This is a genomic window from Bradyrhizobium sp. 14AA (genome assembly GCF_054185205.1).
Map to the genome: position 1 here is coordinate 1 of NZ_JAVAYM010000050.1, position 15,060 is coordinate 15,060.

The 15,060-nt window shown below is 62.4% G+C and carries 13 protein-coding genes and 1 tRNA gene; 5 read left to right on the forward strand and 9 right to left on the reverse strand.

The window, feature by feature from the left end; translation table 11 throughout:
* Positions 1-322: 322 nt before the first annotated feature.
* Positions 323-976, reverse strand: coding sequence for a histidine phosphotransferase ChpT (chpT, locus tag RAD15_RS42165; RefSeq protein ID WP_458184591.1), 654 nt, complete (start codon positions 974-976; stop codon positions 323-325).
* Between the two features lie 188 nt (positions 977-1,164).
* Between chpT and RAD15_RS42170 the strand changes: the two genes are divergently transcribed.
* A complete protein-coding gene (locus tag RAD15_RS42170) occupies positions 1,165-1,983 on the forward strand; it encodes a 3'(2'),5'-bisphosphate nucleotidase CysQ family protein (RefSeq protein WP_458184592.1) in 819 nt (272 codons plus the stop codon).
* Between the two features lie 20 nt (positions 1,984-2,003).
* Here the strand turns inward: RAD15_RS42170 and RAD15_RS42175 are convergent, their stop codons facing one another.
* Complete coding sequence (locus RAD15_RS42175; protein ID WP_458184593.1) at positions 2,004-2,489, reverse strand: YHS domain-containing (seleno)protein; 486 nt, start codon at positions 2,487-2,489, stop codon at positions 2,004-2,006.
* 139 nt (positions 2,490-2,628) lie between these two features.
* Between RAD15_RS42175 and RAD15_RS42180 the strand changes: the two genes are divergently transcribed.
* From RAD15_RS42180 to RAD15_RS42190, 3 genes are all read left to right on the forward strand, one after another.
* Positions 2,629-3,234: a DUF1134 domain-containing protein gene (locus RAD15_RS42180; protein WP_458184594.1), complete on the forward strand. Its 606-nt coding sequence runs from the start codon at positions 2,629-2,631 to the stop codon at positions 3,232-3,234.
* Positions 3,235-3,351: 117 nt separating this feature from the next.
* Complete coding sequence (locus RAD15_RS42185; RefSeq protein WP_458184595.1) at positions 3,352-4,644, forward strand: hypothetical protein; 1,293 nt, start codon at positions 3,352-3,354, stop codon at positions 4,642-4,644.
* A gap of 158 nt (positions 4,645-4,802) precedes the next feature.
* Positions 4,803-4,877 (forward strand) — tRNA-Val (locus RAD15_RS42190).
* Positions 4,878-5,331: 454 nt separating this feature from the next.
* Here the strand turns inward: RAD15_RS42190 and RAD15_RS42195 are convergent.
* Positions 5,332-5,562 (reverse strand): hypothetical protein, encoded by a 231-nt coding sequence (locus tag RAD15_RS42195; protein ID WP_375849362.1) that lies wholly within the window; start codon positions 5,560-5,562, stop codon positions 5,332-5,334.
* Between the two features lie 21 nt (positions 5,563-5,583).
* Positions 5,584-7,155, reverse strand: coding sequence for a S10 family peptidase (locus tag RAD15_RS42200; protein WP_375849364.1), 1,572 nt, complete (start codon positions 7,153-7,155; stop codon positions 5,584-5,586).
* A 1,654-nt stretch (positions 7,156-8,809) separates the two neighbouring features.
* On the opposite strand from RAD15_RS42200, the gene RAD15_RS42205 reads away from it, so the two are divergent.
* The gene (locus RAD15_RS42205; RefSeq protein ID WP_375849366.1) at positions 8,810-10,135 is read left to right on the forward strand and encodes a DUF3422 family protein; all 1,326 of its coding nucleotides are present in this window, start codon (positions 8,810-8,812) and stop codon (positions 10,133-10,135) included.
* A gap of 545 nt (positions 10,136-10,680) precedes the next feature.
* Here the strand turns inward: RAD15_RS42205 and RAD15_RS42210 are convergent.
* The 5 genes from RAD15_RS42210 to RAD15_RS42230 all read right to left on the reverse strand — a co-directional run bounded on the left by RAD15_RS42210 (position 10,681) and on the right by RAD15_RS42230 (position 15,057).
* The gene (locus RAD15_RS42210) at positions 10,681-10,947 is read right to left on the reverse strand and encodes a DUF3551 domain-containing protein (protein WP_375849368.1); all 267 of its coding nucleotides are present in this window, start codon (positions 10,945-10,947) and stop codon (positions 10,681-10,683) included.
* Between the two features lie 387 nt (positions 10,948-11,334).
* Positions 11,335-11,598: a hypothetical protein gene (locus tag RAD15_RS42215; protein ID WP_375849370.1), complete on the reverse strand. Its 264-nt coding sequence runs from the start codon at positions 11,596-11,598 to the stop codon at positions 11,335-11,337.
* A gap of 684 nt (positions 11,599-12,282) precedes the next feature.
* Entirely contained in the window at positions 12,283-13,158 is an 876-nt protein-coding gene (locus RAD15_RS42220) for an ABC transporter permease (protein ID WP_375849372.1), read from the reverse strand.
* Positions 13,151-14,017, reverse strand: a complete 867-nt coding sequence (locus RAD15_RS42225; RefSeq protein WP_375849374.1) for an ABC transporter ATP-binding protein — start codon at positions 14,015-14,017, stop codon at positions 13,151-13,153. The genes RAD15_RS42220 and RAD15_RS42225 overlap by 8 nt, the downstream gene beginning before the upstream one ends.
* Entirely contained in the window at positions 14,014-15,057 is a 1,044-nt protein-coding gene (locus tag RAD15_RS42230; RefSeq protein ID WP_375849376.1) for an ABC transporter substrate-binding protein, read from the reverse strand. The genes RAD15_RS42225 and RAD15_RS42230 overlap by 4 nt, the downstream gene beginning before the upstream one ends.
* Positions 15,058-15,060 lie beyond the last annotated feature (3 nt).

The window sequence follows — 15,060 nt, forward strand, 5'->3', positions numbered from 1 at the left end:
AGGCGGAAGATGTTATCCAGGATCTTGGCGTTGTTCGGCTCCTGCTCGAACTTCACCAGTTGATTGTCGACGGTGTCCAGGCTCTCGCTGGTCTCCGTCAAAAACTCCCGCAACAGATCATCCATGAAAACAGGCCTTCATACAGGGAGGGCGCGCACGAGGCGTGATGCGCCATTTCGGAATGAGGCCAGCTTCACCGCAAAGCGTTTAATAATGGTTGAGTATGTGGAAAAGAACGGAACCAACAAAGAGATAAGGCGCTCCGGACAAGCCGAAGCGCCTCGTAAAGATTGGCTTAACCTCTGAGCGCGCGGATGCGCGTTTACGAAGCGGTAACGATGATGGCTTCGCCTTCCAGCTTGAGCGTCACGGTGAGCCCGCAGGCCTGCGCGAGCAGCCGCGTATAATAAGGCTGGATCGCGTGCGCATCCGCGGCAGGTCCCCGTTCGCCGCTGAGCAGCTCGGAGATGTTCTGCGGCAGGCGCGCATTATGTCCGGTCGCGGTGATGCGGAAGCTCATCGTCTCGCCCTCGCCGATCGGGTCGATCGTCAGCATGCCGCCGCGCGGGATCGTATGCTGGGACACGACCAGCATGTTGAGCAGCAGCTTGACGCGATTCTTCGGCAGCAGCAGCCGCGGCAGATTCCAGGTGATCGAGCACTTGCCGTCCTCGATGTGCCCCTTCGCCATGGTCTGCGCATCGCCGAGGTCGATCTGCGCGCCGGAGGAGCCGGCCGCGCCGAAAGCGAGACGGCAGAACTGCAAACGGGCGGATGCGGTCTTGGCGCTCTTGCGAATGAGGTCGAGCGCGAATTCGCGGTCGTCGGGCTTGGGATCGTCGTCGAGCACTTCGAGCCCGTTGACGATGGCGCCCACGGGGCTGATGAGATCGTGACAGACCCGCGAGCACAGCAGCGCGGCGAGTTCGAGCATATCGGGAGCAGTGGCGGTCGCGGGCGACGAGGCGTCAGACATATAAAGGGGTCCTGGAGGGTTCCTGAAATTGCACGGCGCTGGACGCCGCGAATCACGCATGCTTGACGGATGCTGCGGGTTCTAACATTCGCCAGCCTGTGCCAGCTAGCTTGCGATAGGTTCGAAGCGGCCATAAAGGGCTGCGGGCGAATCAACTGACAGGGGCGAGAATTGCCGATGAATGAGGCATGCACGTGAGGATCATCGACGCCGCGGAGGCATCCGGCCTGATGGAGCCGCTCACCGCGCTGGTGGTGAAGGCGGGCGAAGCGATCCTCAGCGTCAACCGCGCGGCGATGCGGGTCGACGGCAAGCAGGACGGCTCGCCCGTGACCGAGGCCGACCTCGCCGCCGACCGCATCATCGCAGACGGTCTGGCCCGGCTCGCGGGCGACGTCCCGACGCTCTCGGAAGAGCGGACCCAGCTCGCCTCCCCGCCGTTTCTGGGCAGCTTCTTCCTGATCGATCCGCTCGACGGCACCAAGGAGTTCGTCGCCGGCCGCGATGAGTTCACCGTCAACCTCGCCCTCGTGACCTCGGGCGTGCCGCTGCTCGGCATCGTCAGTGCGCCCGCGCTCGGCCTGCTCTGGCGCGGCATTGTTGGCCGCGGCGCCGAGCGGGTGAGGTTTGACGGCACGACCCTCGGCGCTGCCGAACCGATCCGCACCCGCAAGCTGCCGGCCGAGGGAGAGCCCTGGATCGCGGCCGTGAGCCGCTCGCACGGCGATCCCAAGAGCGAGGCGTTCATCGATAACAGGCCCAATGCGATGAGAAAGACCTGCGGCTCGGCCGTGAAATTCGGCCGGATCGCAGAAGGCAGCGCCGACATCTATCCCCGTTTCGGGCCGACCTCGGAATGGGACGTCGGGGCCGGCTGCGCGGTCGTGACGGCGGCCGGCGGCAAGGTGACCGACGGCCAGGGCGGCGAGCTCCGCTTCGGCGAGCGGCAGGGTAGCAACTTCATCATCCCGGAGTTCATCGCCTGGGGCGACCCGCAGGCGCGGTAGGCTGCTACTGACTGAGCTTGCTACTGGCCGAGCTTGTCCTGGAGGGCCGGCCAGCGCTTGCCGACCTCATAGAGGAAGCGCTCGGGATCGGCGGCGAAGGCGTCACGATTGGCTTCCCGGCTGAACAGATAGAGCCGCTGCGCCGCGATCACGAAGAACCGGGGATTGCCGGCGATGGTGACACCACGGGCGATATCAGCCGGATCGTAGCCGCCGAACTGCGGCCCGTAGACCTCGGGATGGGCGAGGAAAGAGGCCCGGTTGCCCTCGTTCCTGAAGCGCCAGACCGCGCCCCAGAGGTTGGCCTCGAACTCGGCCGTCCCCTGTTCGGCGGTGCCGTCGACGAAATAACCGACGGGGTCGAAGCCCTCGATGGCGACGCCGGTGAAGCGGTTGACGACGATCCGCTCGGTGGTGGCGGCCTGCGCCGGAAACCCCGGGCAGCCGATCCAAATCCCCGCCAGCAGGCACAGGCGGAGGGCGATCAAGGCAATTCCGGGGCGCAAAGGGCTATCTTCCTGCCGTTGTGCCGTCATAGTTGCTGCGGATAACATCCGAGTCGAGGGGACATCCGGCGCAACCTAGAGCCGTGCCTGTTGGCGTCAGGTTAAGGAAGCGACGGGATTCGATACCAGGGGTTCTTTTATGACTTTCGCATCACGCCTTGCTGCGCTCGCGCTTGCCGCGATGGTCGGCTGGATCGTGCCGGCCTCCGCCCAGCAGGCGCCGCCGCCCAATCTGCCGCCGCCGCAGCGGACCCCGACACCAAGTACCTATGGGCCGGACGAGCTCGTCGGCGCCGGGCACCGTTTCTTCGGCAACGTCTCGCGCGGGCTCGCCTCGATCATCGAGAAGGCGATCAGCCAATGGGGCCTGCCCAACGGCTATATCCTGGGTGAGGAAGGTTCCGGCGCCTTCGTGGCCGGCCTGCGCTACGGCGAGGGCACGCTCTACACCAAGAACGCCGGCGACCTCAGGGTCTACTGGCAGGGCCCCTCGCTCGGCTTCGACTGGGGCGGCGACGGCGCGCGCACCATGACGCTGGTCTATAACCTGCCCGCCACCAACGCGATCTACCAGCGCTTCGCCGGCATCGACGGCTCGGCCTACATCATCGGCGGCTTCGGCATGACGGCGCTGACCTCCAACAACATCGTGCTGGTGCCGATCCGCTCGGGCCTTGGGCTACGGCTGGGAGCCAATATCGGCTACCTCAAATACACCCCGCGCGCGACCTGGAACCCTTTCTAGGGTCCTTCTCCCATCCTGTGACGGATCAAGGTTAACGACAGGCCTGGGCTGGCTTTTTGCCGGCCCCGCATGCATTGTCGTTGGTAAATTTTTCCTTAGCTTTGGGAGTTCTGGCCCATGGTCGAACCGATCATGTACCTGGCGATCGGTTTCCTGCTCTCGATGCTGTGCGGGCTTGCCATCGTGCCGCTGGTGCATAACCGGGCGGTCCGCCTGACCACGCGCCGGCTCGAGGCCGCCACGCCCTTGTCGATGGCCGAGATCCAGGCCGACAAGGACCAGCTGCGCGCCGAATTCGCCATGTCGGCGCGGCGGCTCGAGATGAGCGTCGAGCAGCTCAAGAACAAGACCACGAGCCAACTCGCCGAACTCGGCAAGAAGAGCGACGCCATCAACCGCATGAAGATCGAGCTCGGGGAGAAGAACGCCACGATCTTCGCGCTCGAGGCGCGCGAGAAGGCGGTGAAGGAGCAGCTCCGCGCCACCGAAGAGGAATTCAACGCCAAGACCGAGAGCTTGCGGGCCGCCGAGAACGCGCTGACCGACAAGCAGGGCGAGCTCGCCAAGATCAACTCCGAACTGTCCGACCGCTCGATGATGGCCGAGAGCCGCCAGGTCGAACTGGTCGTGGTACGCGCGCAGATCGAAGAGCTCAAGAATCGCGTCGGCGATGCCGAGAAGGAGTTCGTCGCGACGCAGGCGCGGCTGGCGCAGGAGCGAACCGAGTCCGAGACCGCCTCGCGCGAGCTCGGCGATGCCCGCGGCCGCGTCGAGAATCTGAGCCAGCGCGTCAACGAGCTCGATCGCCAGCTGATCGTGCAGGTGAAGGAGGCCGAGATGCTGTCCGGCCGCGTCGCCGACCTCGAAGGCCGCCTTGCGACGCAAGGCAAGCTGCTCGCCGAGCGCGACTATGAGAACAACCAGCTCCGCCAGGCCCATGAGGGCGACGAGCGCACCATCAAGGAGCTGCGCGTCGAGATCGCCGCCCTGAGCGGCGGCAAGTCCTCGGCCGCGTTCGAAGCGATCCGAGCGGAAAAGACCGCGCTGGAGGAGCAGCTGCGCACCGCGCGCGACGAGCGCGCAAAACTCCAGCGCGACATCAACGCGATCCAGCAGCAGGCGGAAAGTTCCTGGGCGACCGAGCGGATGGAGAACGCGCTCTTGCGCGAGCGCATCAACGACATCGCCGCCGAAGTGGCAAAGCTTGCGATGCAGCTCGAAGGCCCGAACTCGCCGATCGAGGCCCTGCTCGCGGCCGAGGCCGGCCAGCCGCCGAAGCCGGCACCGCGCCCGGCCAACGACGCCGCGACCAACGGCACCCCGAGCCTGCCCGAGGGCGGTGGAACGCTCGCCGAGCGCATCCGTGCGCTCCAGGCCCACGCCTCCCGCGCCCGCCAGCAGGGCGCGTAGGCGGCCCAAAACGCGGTCTCTCGGCCGGATTACCTGATTGGCCGAAGGTTTTCGGGCCGCAAGGCACCTCGAAACTTGACACCTTGGGCCCGCACTTCTAAATCGCGGGCTCCAATGCGCCGGCCGGCCGAAAGTCCGGCCGCCTGCATGATGGTCCCGGGCGCATAGCTCAGCGGGAGAGCGTTCCCTTCACACGGGAGAGGTCCAAGGTTCGATCCCTTGTGCGCCCACCATTTAGCCCCTTTAATCAGTAAGTTAGAGATCTTGTTCCCTTGAAGTGTGCCCCGAAAAAGTAGGGGCACAGCGGGGGCACAATGTGCCTTGGACAAAAATCGCTCAGTCTGTATTCCGGATATCTTCTATTGAGGGCCAAATCGCCGCGCTTCGAGACGAGATCGAAAAGCTCGCCGAAGCGGTAAGTCATTCCCAGGCTGCACTTGCATCCGCTCGCGAAATTGAGCGGTCAGACGCGTGAGCGTAGAGATCATCGATAAGAGGCTGGCCCAAATCAGCCCGTACTCAACGAGCTGCATCAGCGGCTGCGCCCGCATGCCGACTGGAAAACCATCGACTACAGCATCCGCGGGGACGTTCGCCGGTTCCTGAGCCTAAGAGTTGGAGAAGGGCTTAATCCGCAATTCGTTTTCAGCAGTGGACAGCGCCAAGCCGCAGGTCCGGCATTCCTACTTATCTGTGCATCTTGCTCGCGCGTGGACGCCTTGGCACTCGCTTCTCCTCGATGATCCCGTTCCCCGCGCGGGTATTGCCGTTCAGCTTCACGCCGTAGCGCGCGGCGACGTCGTCCGCGAACGGGTCGACCGCCAGCCTGTCGGGAAGCCCCTGCGGCCCCACGATCTCCGGCACCAATTCGCGGTGACCAGGCTCAGGCTTTGGCACCAACAGCGCGCAGATGTTCAAGCGCTGCTGCCTTTACACGCCCTACTTCATCATCGCTTCGACCTCGGCACGAAAGGCCTGGCGCGAGGCGTCGCGTGAATAAAACATGTGGCCGCCCGGATAGACCGCGAGTTTGACCCGCGGCGCCGACGCAAAGGGCGGCAACTGATCGAGCGCCAGCTTCGAGCCGAAATAGGGCGTAACAATATCGAACAGTCCGTGCCCGACCATCACGTTCAGCTTCGCGTCCGTGGCAAGGATCTCGCGCAGCTCTGAAAGCGACTCCGGTAGGCTCTGGTGGCCGAAATCCCAGGCCCGTGTGACCGCGCGGTTGAGCAGTTCATACGAGCCGTCCGGCCGCCAGTTGAGCTTGCGCGTCAGGACATCGACGGCGGCACTGCTCAACGGCGCCGCGAGCGCATCGCCCGAGGGATCGCCGAAGCGGTAGCTATCCGAGTCCGGATAGGGATCGAGGCCGCGCACTGAGGCGTCATAACCGCCGGTCACCTTGCCGCTCTTGCGGTCGAACTCGCGGCGGAATTCGCCGCGGTCAAAGCGCCCGGCGAGCCGTCGGCTTACGGCCTTGTCAATGCCGGTCAATGCGGCGACCTTGTCGGCGAGACGGTTGGTGGCCTCCTTGTCTGCTTGGCCCTTGATGAGGTCGGCCAAAAATTCGCCACGCGCGTAAGCTTCGACATCGGCGAGATCGGCGCGTTTGACCGCCCCCCTGTCCTCGCCCTTGGCTTCGCGGGCCACCGCGACATAGGTTGGCAGCGATGCGACAAGTCCCAGAAGGCTCGTGCTTGTGAACTCTCGGTAGTCGAACAGCGGCGAGAGCAGGATCAGGCCCTTCACGCCGACGCCCTGCTCCATCTGCAGATTGCGCACAACCTTCGGTCCGCGAATGCCGCCATAGCTTTCGCCCGCGACATATTTCGGCGAGGAGAGCCGCTCGTGCTTCTCGAGCCAGCGGCGGATCACAAGCGCGATTGAACTGGCGTCACCATCGACCGAATAGAACCGCCTGCGCACATTTTCGCCCGTCGCCACGAAACGGCTATAGCCGGTACCGACGGGATCGATGAACACGAGGTCGGTGAAATCGAGCCACGTCTCGGCGTTGGGCCTGACCTCGGGCGAGGCCGACGCTGTGACGGTTTCCGCATCGATCGGCAGCCGCCATGGCCCGGCATTGCCGAACTGCAGCCAAGCAGAGGATGACCCGGGGCCGCCGTTGAAGAGGAACGTCACCGGACGCGTGGCGCGATCTGTGCCGTCGAGCTGATAGGAGGTGTAGGCGATGTCGGCCTGCGGCTCGCCCTTGTGGTCGAACACGTGGATCGAGCCCGCAGTCGCGATGAAACGAAGCGTCCGCCCGGGCAGCTCCAGCGTCTGCTTGATGGTCGAATCCGGCGGCAGGCGATGCTGCTCGGCCCCCGATGGGGAAGTCGGCGCGCTGGCGCTGCGCGCGCCGGGCTCGCCCTTCTGGCCGACCGGCGTCGGGGCGTCGGGACGCGGCGGCGGATCGTCGGCGCGGGCGCTCCCCATCACGGTGCACGCAAGTAGGGCCAGCGCGAGAGGAATGTGGCGCAGCGCGGTTAAATCGAACAGCATAGAGTTTTCTCCCCGGTCCGGCCGCACCTTTCTTTCAGCGGCCGATGGTTTAAGGTTGCGGGACAGGCCGGATTGTCGTGGTTCTGCCTTATGTTGCACTAGGCGCATCTGCCTAACGGCTCTCTTCAGTTAGCTAAGAGTCGGGAACAACAAACCTACTAAGTCTAGTAGTGGCCTCTATTCCTGAGGGCACGGGCCGCCTACGCAATGGCACAAAGCCTACCCCATTCGGCGTCCGGCATTTCAACGAGTTCGCGCGCCGTCACCGGGCCAATCTCGCCGTCAAACACACCGGCTTCGAGTATCCGTCGCAGTCTTTCGCTGCAGGTCAAAATGTGGCCCCACTTGATTGCACCTCACGGCAGCTTGGCTAAAGCCGAGGCGACGTCATTCGAGGACGACCTTGAAGGAGGGATACGGCCGTCGGAAAGCGGCAAGCACACGATCGCGCGCCCGGTCCATCTCGCGAGCTGCTGCGTCGGTGACACGCAACACCCGATTCTTGCGATTGACGGAAGCGGCAATCCCACGCTTGGCCGCTTAGGTAGACCGCAGTCGATGCTCTGAAGTCAGAAGCGAAGGCCTTGGTGGGCTTGTTGCCTGCGAGCGAAGAATGACGATCGAAGCGCCCGCCTCATCTGCCCCCAAGCGAGGCGGGATTCTAATCCCGGAAACCGAAGACCGCGAGTGAGGGTCGCTCTCGGAAAGCAGGTGTCTGGGTGCGTGATCCAGTCAACCTCACTCGATGTGACGTTCTGAGCCCATCGCGAAGCCTTGCCCCGCGGTCCGGGCGCGGTCACTCTCCAGGCTCTGCATCGACCAATTCGACGACAGCGGAGCCGCCAGACAATGGCAGCGGCCGGGCGAGCGATCATCTTGCCGAAACAGGCAATCCCCGTGGCCTGCCCCCGTGCGCATTCTGTCAGAATACAAGCGCACTTCATGTCTGAAATCCGTCTCCTACCGTCTTCGAAGACCACATTGCGCCAAGAAACACGCGAGCGTGCCCTTCTATAGTGCTGGCCCAAATCCTGCACCGGCTCCCCGCGCCAGGAAGTTGGGGCAGCAACAAGGTGGGAGTCGCGGTTTGGGCATCGATCTATCAATCGACGAAGCAATTGCCGCAACAGAGGTCGACTGTCTGCACCCCGCTGGGAGAACCGAAGACGCCCTTGCTTGCCATCGGTCATGCCGCCGGAAACCTGTTTTCAGAAGACGGCCGGCGTATCTTCACTTGCACGCGGCAATCCTTCGGTGGCGGGCGATGTCCGTGGGACTCGGAGACAGACAACCATGTCCACGTCGATCTAGGCATTGGTCGGACGGTCTCGCACGCTACGGCCGAGGTAGCGGAACAGCTTGTTGGCGCACCGCTATAAGCATTGATCCACAATGCCGCCATCCCGCCGCCGGACCGTGCCCCGCAGACGTCTTTGACGGCGTCAGTCGAAAGCCGGATGAGGCTGTTCCGGCTCAATCTGCTCGGCCTGATCCTGCTCCCGCAAGACCTCTTTCTCGAGCTGAAGGCGGCCTTGGTATCGATCACCAACGTGACTTGATCGGCGCCTGCCGCGCACCCGTTTTCCAGCACCGCCAATGCCTCCCGCGTGAAGGCTGACGGTCGCTTTCTCACTCTGAAGCGAGGGGTCAATACATGATCAATGAACTGGATCTGCGTACCTTCACGCCACATCCGCAACGCGACGCCGTGCTCGGCGAGGTGCATGCGCGCCCTTTCACGCGCCTTGCTTCGCCATTCAGCGTGATCCACTTGGCTTTTCTTGCGCAGGGCGAGGCAGCCGCAAGCGATCGCTGCCGTTTTATCGATTTCTGCGTGGACCGCAATCTTCCGCCGCCTGGGCAATCGGCGAAACATCATCAGATTGTCATCGGGCCCGCTACGCTACGCTGGGAGCAGCATTCGGAATTTACAACATTCACCTGGTTCTGGCCTAGCGCAAATGGTCCTGCCGCTCACCAATTCGACAAAACTGATAATGCCGTCCGATCGCTGATCCGCGCATTGCGGCAGACCGGACAATTACTGGTCGCGATCAGGTTAGAAGTGGAGCAGGAAGCCTCGCCGATCAAGCGCGCCGAACAGATTTTTGATAAGAATAGCTTGGCCATGGTTGCCACAAAGAGCGGTGCAGGCGTTGCCGCCTCCGACTTCCGCGTCGATGAAAAAGGCTTCACGAAAATCCTCGTCTGCGACCTCGGGTTGACGTCGCACGATCTCGGAGCGCTGGTGCAACGGCTCCTGGAAATCGAGACCTACCGTCCTTTGGCGCTGCTTGGCCTGTCGGCGGCCCTTGAGCTTGCACCGTCTGTTGATCGCATCGATCGCCGTCTTGTCGAGGCGCTCGAAAAAATGCAAAGCGGTGCGGGGCTAAAATTCAACAACCATCTGCTTGCGGAGCTGACGGCGTTGGCCGCGTCGTTCGAAAGAGGCGCGACCGGCAGCCTGTTTCGCTTCGGCGCCAGCAGGGCTTACAACGAGCTGGTCCAATCGCGACTGTCAATCATTGAAGGCAACGATGTGGCGGGCTATCCGACCTGGTCGTCGTTTCTGGCGCGCCGCATGGCGCCTGCGATGCGCACCTGCGCGACCGTGGAGGATCGTCAGGCCACCCTATCGGTCAAGCTTGCGCGTGCCGCCGATCTGTTGCGAACCCGTGTCGACGTCGAAATTGAACGACAGCATCGTGACCTCTTGCACGCTATCAACGAGCGCGCGAGGCAGCAACTTCGGATGCAGTGCACGGTCGAAGGATTGTCGGTCGGGGCGATCGGATATTACGTGGTCAGCCTGTTTAGCTATCTGGCCAAGGGCGCGCACGATGTCGGACTGCGTGTAGAGCCCTCGTTCCTAACCGCAGCCTTCGTGCCGATCGCGGTCGGCGTGATCTGGGTGGTGAGTTACAACATCCGAAAGCGACACCTCAAGCACGACGACGCGCCCTCGGTGGCTTCCGACTAAAGCTCCTTGAGGAAATCAGCGCGTCCGCCCTACGAAGCTCGCATAGTCGTGGCGCGACGCTGCCGCAAAAGCCCCAACTGGTTAGCCCGCAATTTGTGCTTTGGTTGATCGGGATAGGGGGACGTCTCGCGATGCCGCCTTCATACACCACATGGCATACACGAGTCCGTACCGCGGCGGTTCGACTGAGTTAAGCTAGCCCAGAAACCACTATTCGGAAGAGACTGCGAGCGTCAACATCGCGGTGCGTAGGATGCCCCCGCCGCTCACGACGAGAGCGGGCATGTTTCGGTGGCGCATTGCCGGAAAGGCACGCTCCTTGAATTGAATCAAGAGCGACACGCAACTGGGCGTGACGCCGACGAGCCACTGCGCCCCAATCGTTGTTGCTTCGGTCCGATGCGACTGAGGAGACTACATCGCGTAGCGTACTCGCACGAAGGGCCTCCGATCAAGACGTCCAACGACTCTCAACTTGGATGGCCGGATCCGTCGATATGAGCAATGCTCTGAGGGATACCTCGATCACCCTTGACGATCATACATCAGTGCAATTTTCCTCCCTGTCGCTGGAACGCGTAGATAGGATTCATACCGCAATAGGCGTAAGTACCGGATGCAGTGGCCATGCACTGGTCATAAGTGGAGAACTGGCAATTGCCCGGATATCCCCAGGTACGTCCTTGCAGGCAATAAACGTCCTGCCGATCCGGGGGTATGTACGAGCGACCTCGCGGACTGGCGGTCAAAGGCGATTCAAAGCCGACGAGAATGGCAAGTGCGAGCAGACCGATAAACAGAAGGATGCGCATGAGACCTCTAGCCTCCGTTTAGTCTTGCTGAAGGATATAGGATTCTCATTTGATGATTTGATCTTAGTCAATCGCAAATAGCTGTCGCAGCTCCCTCCGGCGATCGCCTCGAATGCTCGAGCGGGACGTTGCCCCGAGCTTGGAGCAGAACTCCTGCTGTTTGTAGAAAGAAAGGCATTTTTCCTGCGTTGTGGGGTAGATATACGATGAAAACTCGCAAGCGTGACGTTCAATCGAGCCTGAGAGCTTTCGCGCTCTGGGATCGAGCCATGCGGCGAGCTTACCAGGGTCCGAAATGCGCCGAAAAATTCCTCAGGCTTGAGAGCCCGTATTGCGTGAGGTGCACGACTCAAGGGCGGCGGGGTTCCTGAACGTTTAAGAGCTCTTCTAGCGCTTCTCGATCGGCTTGATCCGGCGCAGCAAGGAATCGGCATATTCCTCGCGTTCGCGCATGAAGCGCTCTTGATGCGCTTGGAAAGTCTCGACCCGCTTCCTGATCTCATCACGTTCGCTACCGCCATAGTCCGGCACGCTGGGGGTACCCTGCTCGGCGACTTTTTTCGGCTGAGGCCGCTCATCCACCTTCAGCGATCTGGCGAACGCCGTGGTTTCAGCGACAAGCGCATCGAGCTCGCTCTTCCAATCATGCATTGACGCCCCCCACGCAATACGGCCCGCTAGATGAGCCAGTTCATCACAAGCCAGGCTGCGACCATGACGCAGACGCCAATCGCCAGATAGGGCACCCCAACCAGCATCTGCTTCTCCTTGAAAAGCCCACCGACAATAATTATTGCCGGTGGCCCTCCGGGTTCAAAATGCTCATTGTGAAACAATGCAGTCCACCCCCCGGCAACAATCCTAGACCAAACAAGCGTCGTTTCCTAGGTTTGCCGTTCAGGACGCCTAACGCAAGCCGATCGTGTTCCACCGAGAACGGGGCGCGGCGTCCCGGAGAGCTTTCCTCCTCTCATGTGCCAGGCTCGCAACAGTCTTGTCTCGACACGATCAGCCGCATCACAACGCCGCAAGATGCGTGGGTCGAGATCAAAGGCCGGTGACGCGATACTTCGTGAACTGGATTTCTGTGTGATTGTACAGGCGCATGGAAGACAATTAGATCATTTGGGTGGTGAGGCATCCCGGATCGCACGGGACGGCAAAATCGAGTGGTGGATCGACGAAGGGGCGCATTTTTGCTTCGATGATGTAAAGGTGAAGAAGGTATTCGAATCGATCTGCGAAGACTTCGCTGTTTCGTAGAGAGATGTCATACTCACGTCCGCAGTTCAGATGATTGCGATAGGGCTTCGCGTCGCGACGTTATCTGCACGCTCATGCCGTCACCGGCGCTTTCCATCGCATGAAGCGCCGCTCCAGCGCCTCGACGACGGCATTGCACGCGAGCCCGATGACCGTGATGGCGAGAATGCCGAAGTACATCTGCGGGATCAGGAAGCTGTACTGGCTGTTGATGATGAGATAGCCAAGACCAGCCTTGGCGCCGACCATCTCGGACGCGACCAGCACGAGCATGGCGGATGCGCTCGCAAGGCGAATACCGACAAAGATGGTAGGAAGCGAAGCTGGAAGAATCACCTTGCGGAACAGTTGCTGCGGCGTCGCGCCCATGGTCCGCGCCGATTTGATCAGGAGCGGATCGACTTGCTTCACCGCGGCGACGGTGTTCAGCAGGAGTGGCCAGGCGCAGCTGTAGATCACCATCGTGATCTTCGACATCTCGCCGATCCCGAGCAGCAGGATGAACACCGGCAGCAGCGCGAGCGGCGCGGTGTTGCGGCAGATCTCGATGAACTGGTTCAGGAGATTGCCGAGCCGGGCTGACCTGCCGACTGCCAGGCCAAGGGGCACGATCAGTGCGACCGATATCAGAAACCCGCTCAACGCGCGCAGCAAGCTGGCGGAGGCATCATCATAGAGCTCGCCGGTTTGCGCGAGCTGCCAGCCGGCGGCAATCACTTCCGAGAACGGCGGCAGGAATACCGCATCGATCAGGCCGAGCCTGGGCGCCGCCTCCCATAGCAACAACAAGGCAATCAGTAACAGGGAGCGGTGTCCAAGGACAGTCAACTGGCGGATCGCGGCACGGGCCCCACTCACCGCCGGCGAGGGGGGAAGTTGCACGCCAGTGAGCGCCTCTCGGCGTCCGTGCGCGAGCTCCAGCAGTGTCAGCGTTTCCAGACTAGACATGGGCGATCTCCTTCACCTCGTGGTCCACATGTCGCGCACCGACATCTGCGTTCAACTGGCCCTGCTGGGCCTTCTGCACCTCGTCGCACAGCAAGCTCCAGACCTCATGGCGTACATGGCCGAACTCCGGCAGCGAGCGCACATCGCCTGCCTCGTCGCGTAGTACCTCGGGGATGTCGACGAGTTGCTTGATCCGGCCCGGACGGGACGTCATGACCGCCACCCGCTGGCCGAGCACGACGGCTTCGTCGATGCCATGGGTGATGAAGACGATGGTCTTGCCGGTGGCGCGCCAGATCCGCAGTAATTCACCCTGGAGCGTCTCGCGAGTCTGAGCGTCCAGCGCCGCGAACGGTTCATCCATCAGCAGCACCTCCGGATCGTAGGCGAGGCTTCGGGCGATCGCGACGCGCTGCTTCATGCCGCCGGACAGCTCGTGCGGATACCGATTGGCAAAGCCCGACAAGCCGACCAGGTCGAGGAAATGCCGCGCGATCTCAAGCCGCTGCCTGGCCTTGAATCCGGCGATCTCGAGCCCGAATTCGACGTTCTCCGCGGCGGTCCGCCAAGGAAACAGGGCGTACTGCTGAAATACGATTCCGCGGTCGCGTCCGGGTCCGGCGATGGGGCGCCCGTCGAGCAGGATGCGGCCGCTGGTCGGCGTCGTCAGTCCGCCCAGCAAATCGAGCAAGGTCGATTTCCCGCAGCCGCTTGGGCCGACCAAGACCAGGAACTCGCCGGTGCGAACGTCGAGCGTGATGTCGTCAAGGGCCGTGAAGCGGCCTGCAGGGCGGCCGCCCTCACCTCGCGTGATGAATTCCTTGCGGACCTGCTCGAAGCTGATCTTGACCGGGGTCATTGCACCTCCGCCGTCTTTCCCGGACGGAAATAGTTGAACGCGTTGGTGTAGGTGTCGGGGGGCTTGATCTGACCGGGCTTGAACAGGCCATCCTTCTCGAGCCAGTCGATCCACACCTGGATTTCGCGGTCCGAGATCACGCCGCCCTTGGATGCGACGCCGGTGCTCTTCCAATACTTGATCGAAGAGGCATCCTCGTTGCGCTTGCGCTCGGCGATGATCCGGTCGAACCGGGCCCGCACCTCTTCGGCGGGCGTCGTCTGCGCCCAGTCAATCGCGCGCGAAATGCCCTCGACCAGCCTGCGGGCGGCATCAGGATTATCCTTGATGAACTTGTCCCGCAGTACATAGGAGCCACCGGTGAACTGGCCGAACAGATCTGTGTCGTTGAACAGTGAGTGAATACCACCCCTCTCCAGTGCCTTGTCGCGCAGCACGCCGCCGAGCGCGCTCACTTCGACTTGCCCCTGGCGCAGCGCCTGCTCGCCGGTCACCGGCGGGACCGCCACCAGCGTCACCTGCTTGGCTTCACTCGCGCCGAGACCACCCCTGGCCAGATATTCTCGAAGCACGAACTCCAGATGCGCGCCCAGCGTATTGACCGCGACCTTCTTGCCGAGCAAGTCGCGTGCGGCCTTGATCGGACTGTCGTCCTTCACATAATAGCCATTATAGGTGTTCGCGTCGGAGCCATAATACCCGACCACGGCCTTGATCGGCGCCTTTGCGGCGATGAGCTTGAGGATCGCGCCGTAGAATGCGCCGCCGATATCGATATCGCCGGTCACGACGGTCTGGATGTCCTGCGGGCCGCTGATGGTATTGCCGACCCATTTGAGCTTGAGCGGCGCGAGATAGCCAAGATCGTCGGCAAGCTCGATGAAGGTCACCTGCCCGGCCCAGCCTTGATAGCGGATTTCGGTCTTTTCGAGCGGCGGCTCGGCAGCGGCCGGAGCCGCGAGGCCCAGCATGAAGGCGCCAGCGAGCGCCAATCGCGCGGCGCGATGCCGTGCGCCAACAAATCGAAATAGCGAATTCATTCT

What these genes read in the sequence shown, in the direction of transcription:
- chpT (WP_458184591.1), bottom strand. Translation starts at nt 976, where the DNA reads ATGTCTGACGCCTCGTCGCCCGCGACCGCCACTGCTCCCGATATGCTC.
- RAD15_RS42170 (WP_458184592.1), top strand. Translation starts at nt 1,165, where the DNA reads ATGCACGTGAGGATCATCGACGCCGCGGAGGCATCCGGCCTGATGGAG.
- RAD15_RS42180 (WP_458184594.1), top strand. Translation starts at nt 2,629, where the DNA reads ATGACTTTCGCATCACGCCTTGCTGCGCTCGCGCTTGCCGCGATGGTC.
- RAD15_RS42185 (WP_458184595.1), top strand. Translation starts at nt 3,352, where the DNA reads ATGGTCGAACCGATCATGTACCTGGCGATCGGTTTCCTGCTCTCGATG.
- RAD15_RS42200 (WP_375849364.1), bottom strand. Translation starts at nt 7,155, where the DNA reads ATGCTGTTCGATTTAACCGCGCTGCGCCACATTCCTCTCGCGCTGGCC.
- RAD15_RS42205 (WP_375849366.1), top strand. Translation starts at nt 8,810, where the DNA reads ATGATCAATGAACTGGATCTGCGTACCTTCACGCCACATCCGCAACGC.
- RAD15_RS42210 (WP_375849368.1), bottom strand. Translation starts at nt 10,947, where the DNA reads ATGCGCATCCTTCTGTTTATCGGTCTGCTCGCACTTGCCATTCTCGTC.
- RAD15_RS42215 (WP_375849370.1), bottom strand. Translation starts at nt 11,598, where the DNA reads ATGCATGATTGGAAGAGCGAGCTCGATGCGCTTGTCGCTGAAACCACG.
- RAD15_RS42220 (WP_375849372.1), bottom strand. Translation starts at nt 13,158, where the DNA reads ATGTCTAGTCTGGAAACGCTGACACTGCTGGAGCTCGCGCACGGACGC.
- RAD15_RS42225 (WP_375849374.1), bottom strand. Translation starts at nt 14,017, where the DNA reads ATGACCCCGGTCAAGATCAGCTTCGAGCAGGTCCGCAAGGAATTCATC.
- RAD15_RS42230 (WP_375849376.1), bottom strand. Translation starts at nt 15,057, where the DNA reads ATGAATTCGCTATTTCGATTTGTTGGCGCACGGCATCGCGCCGCGCGA.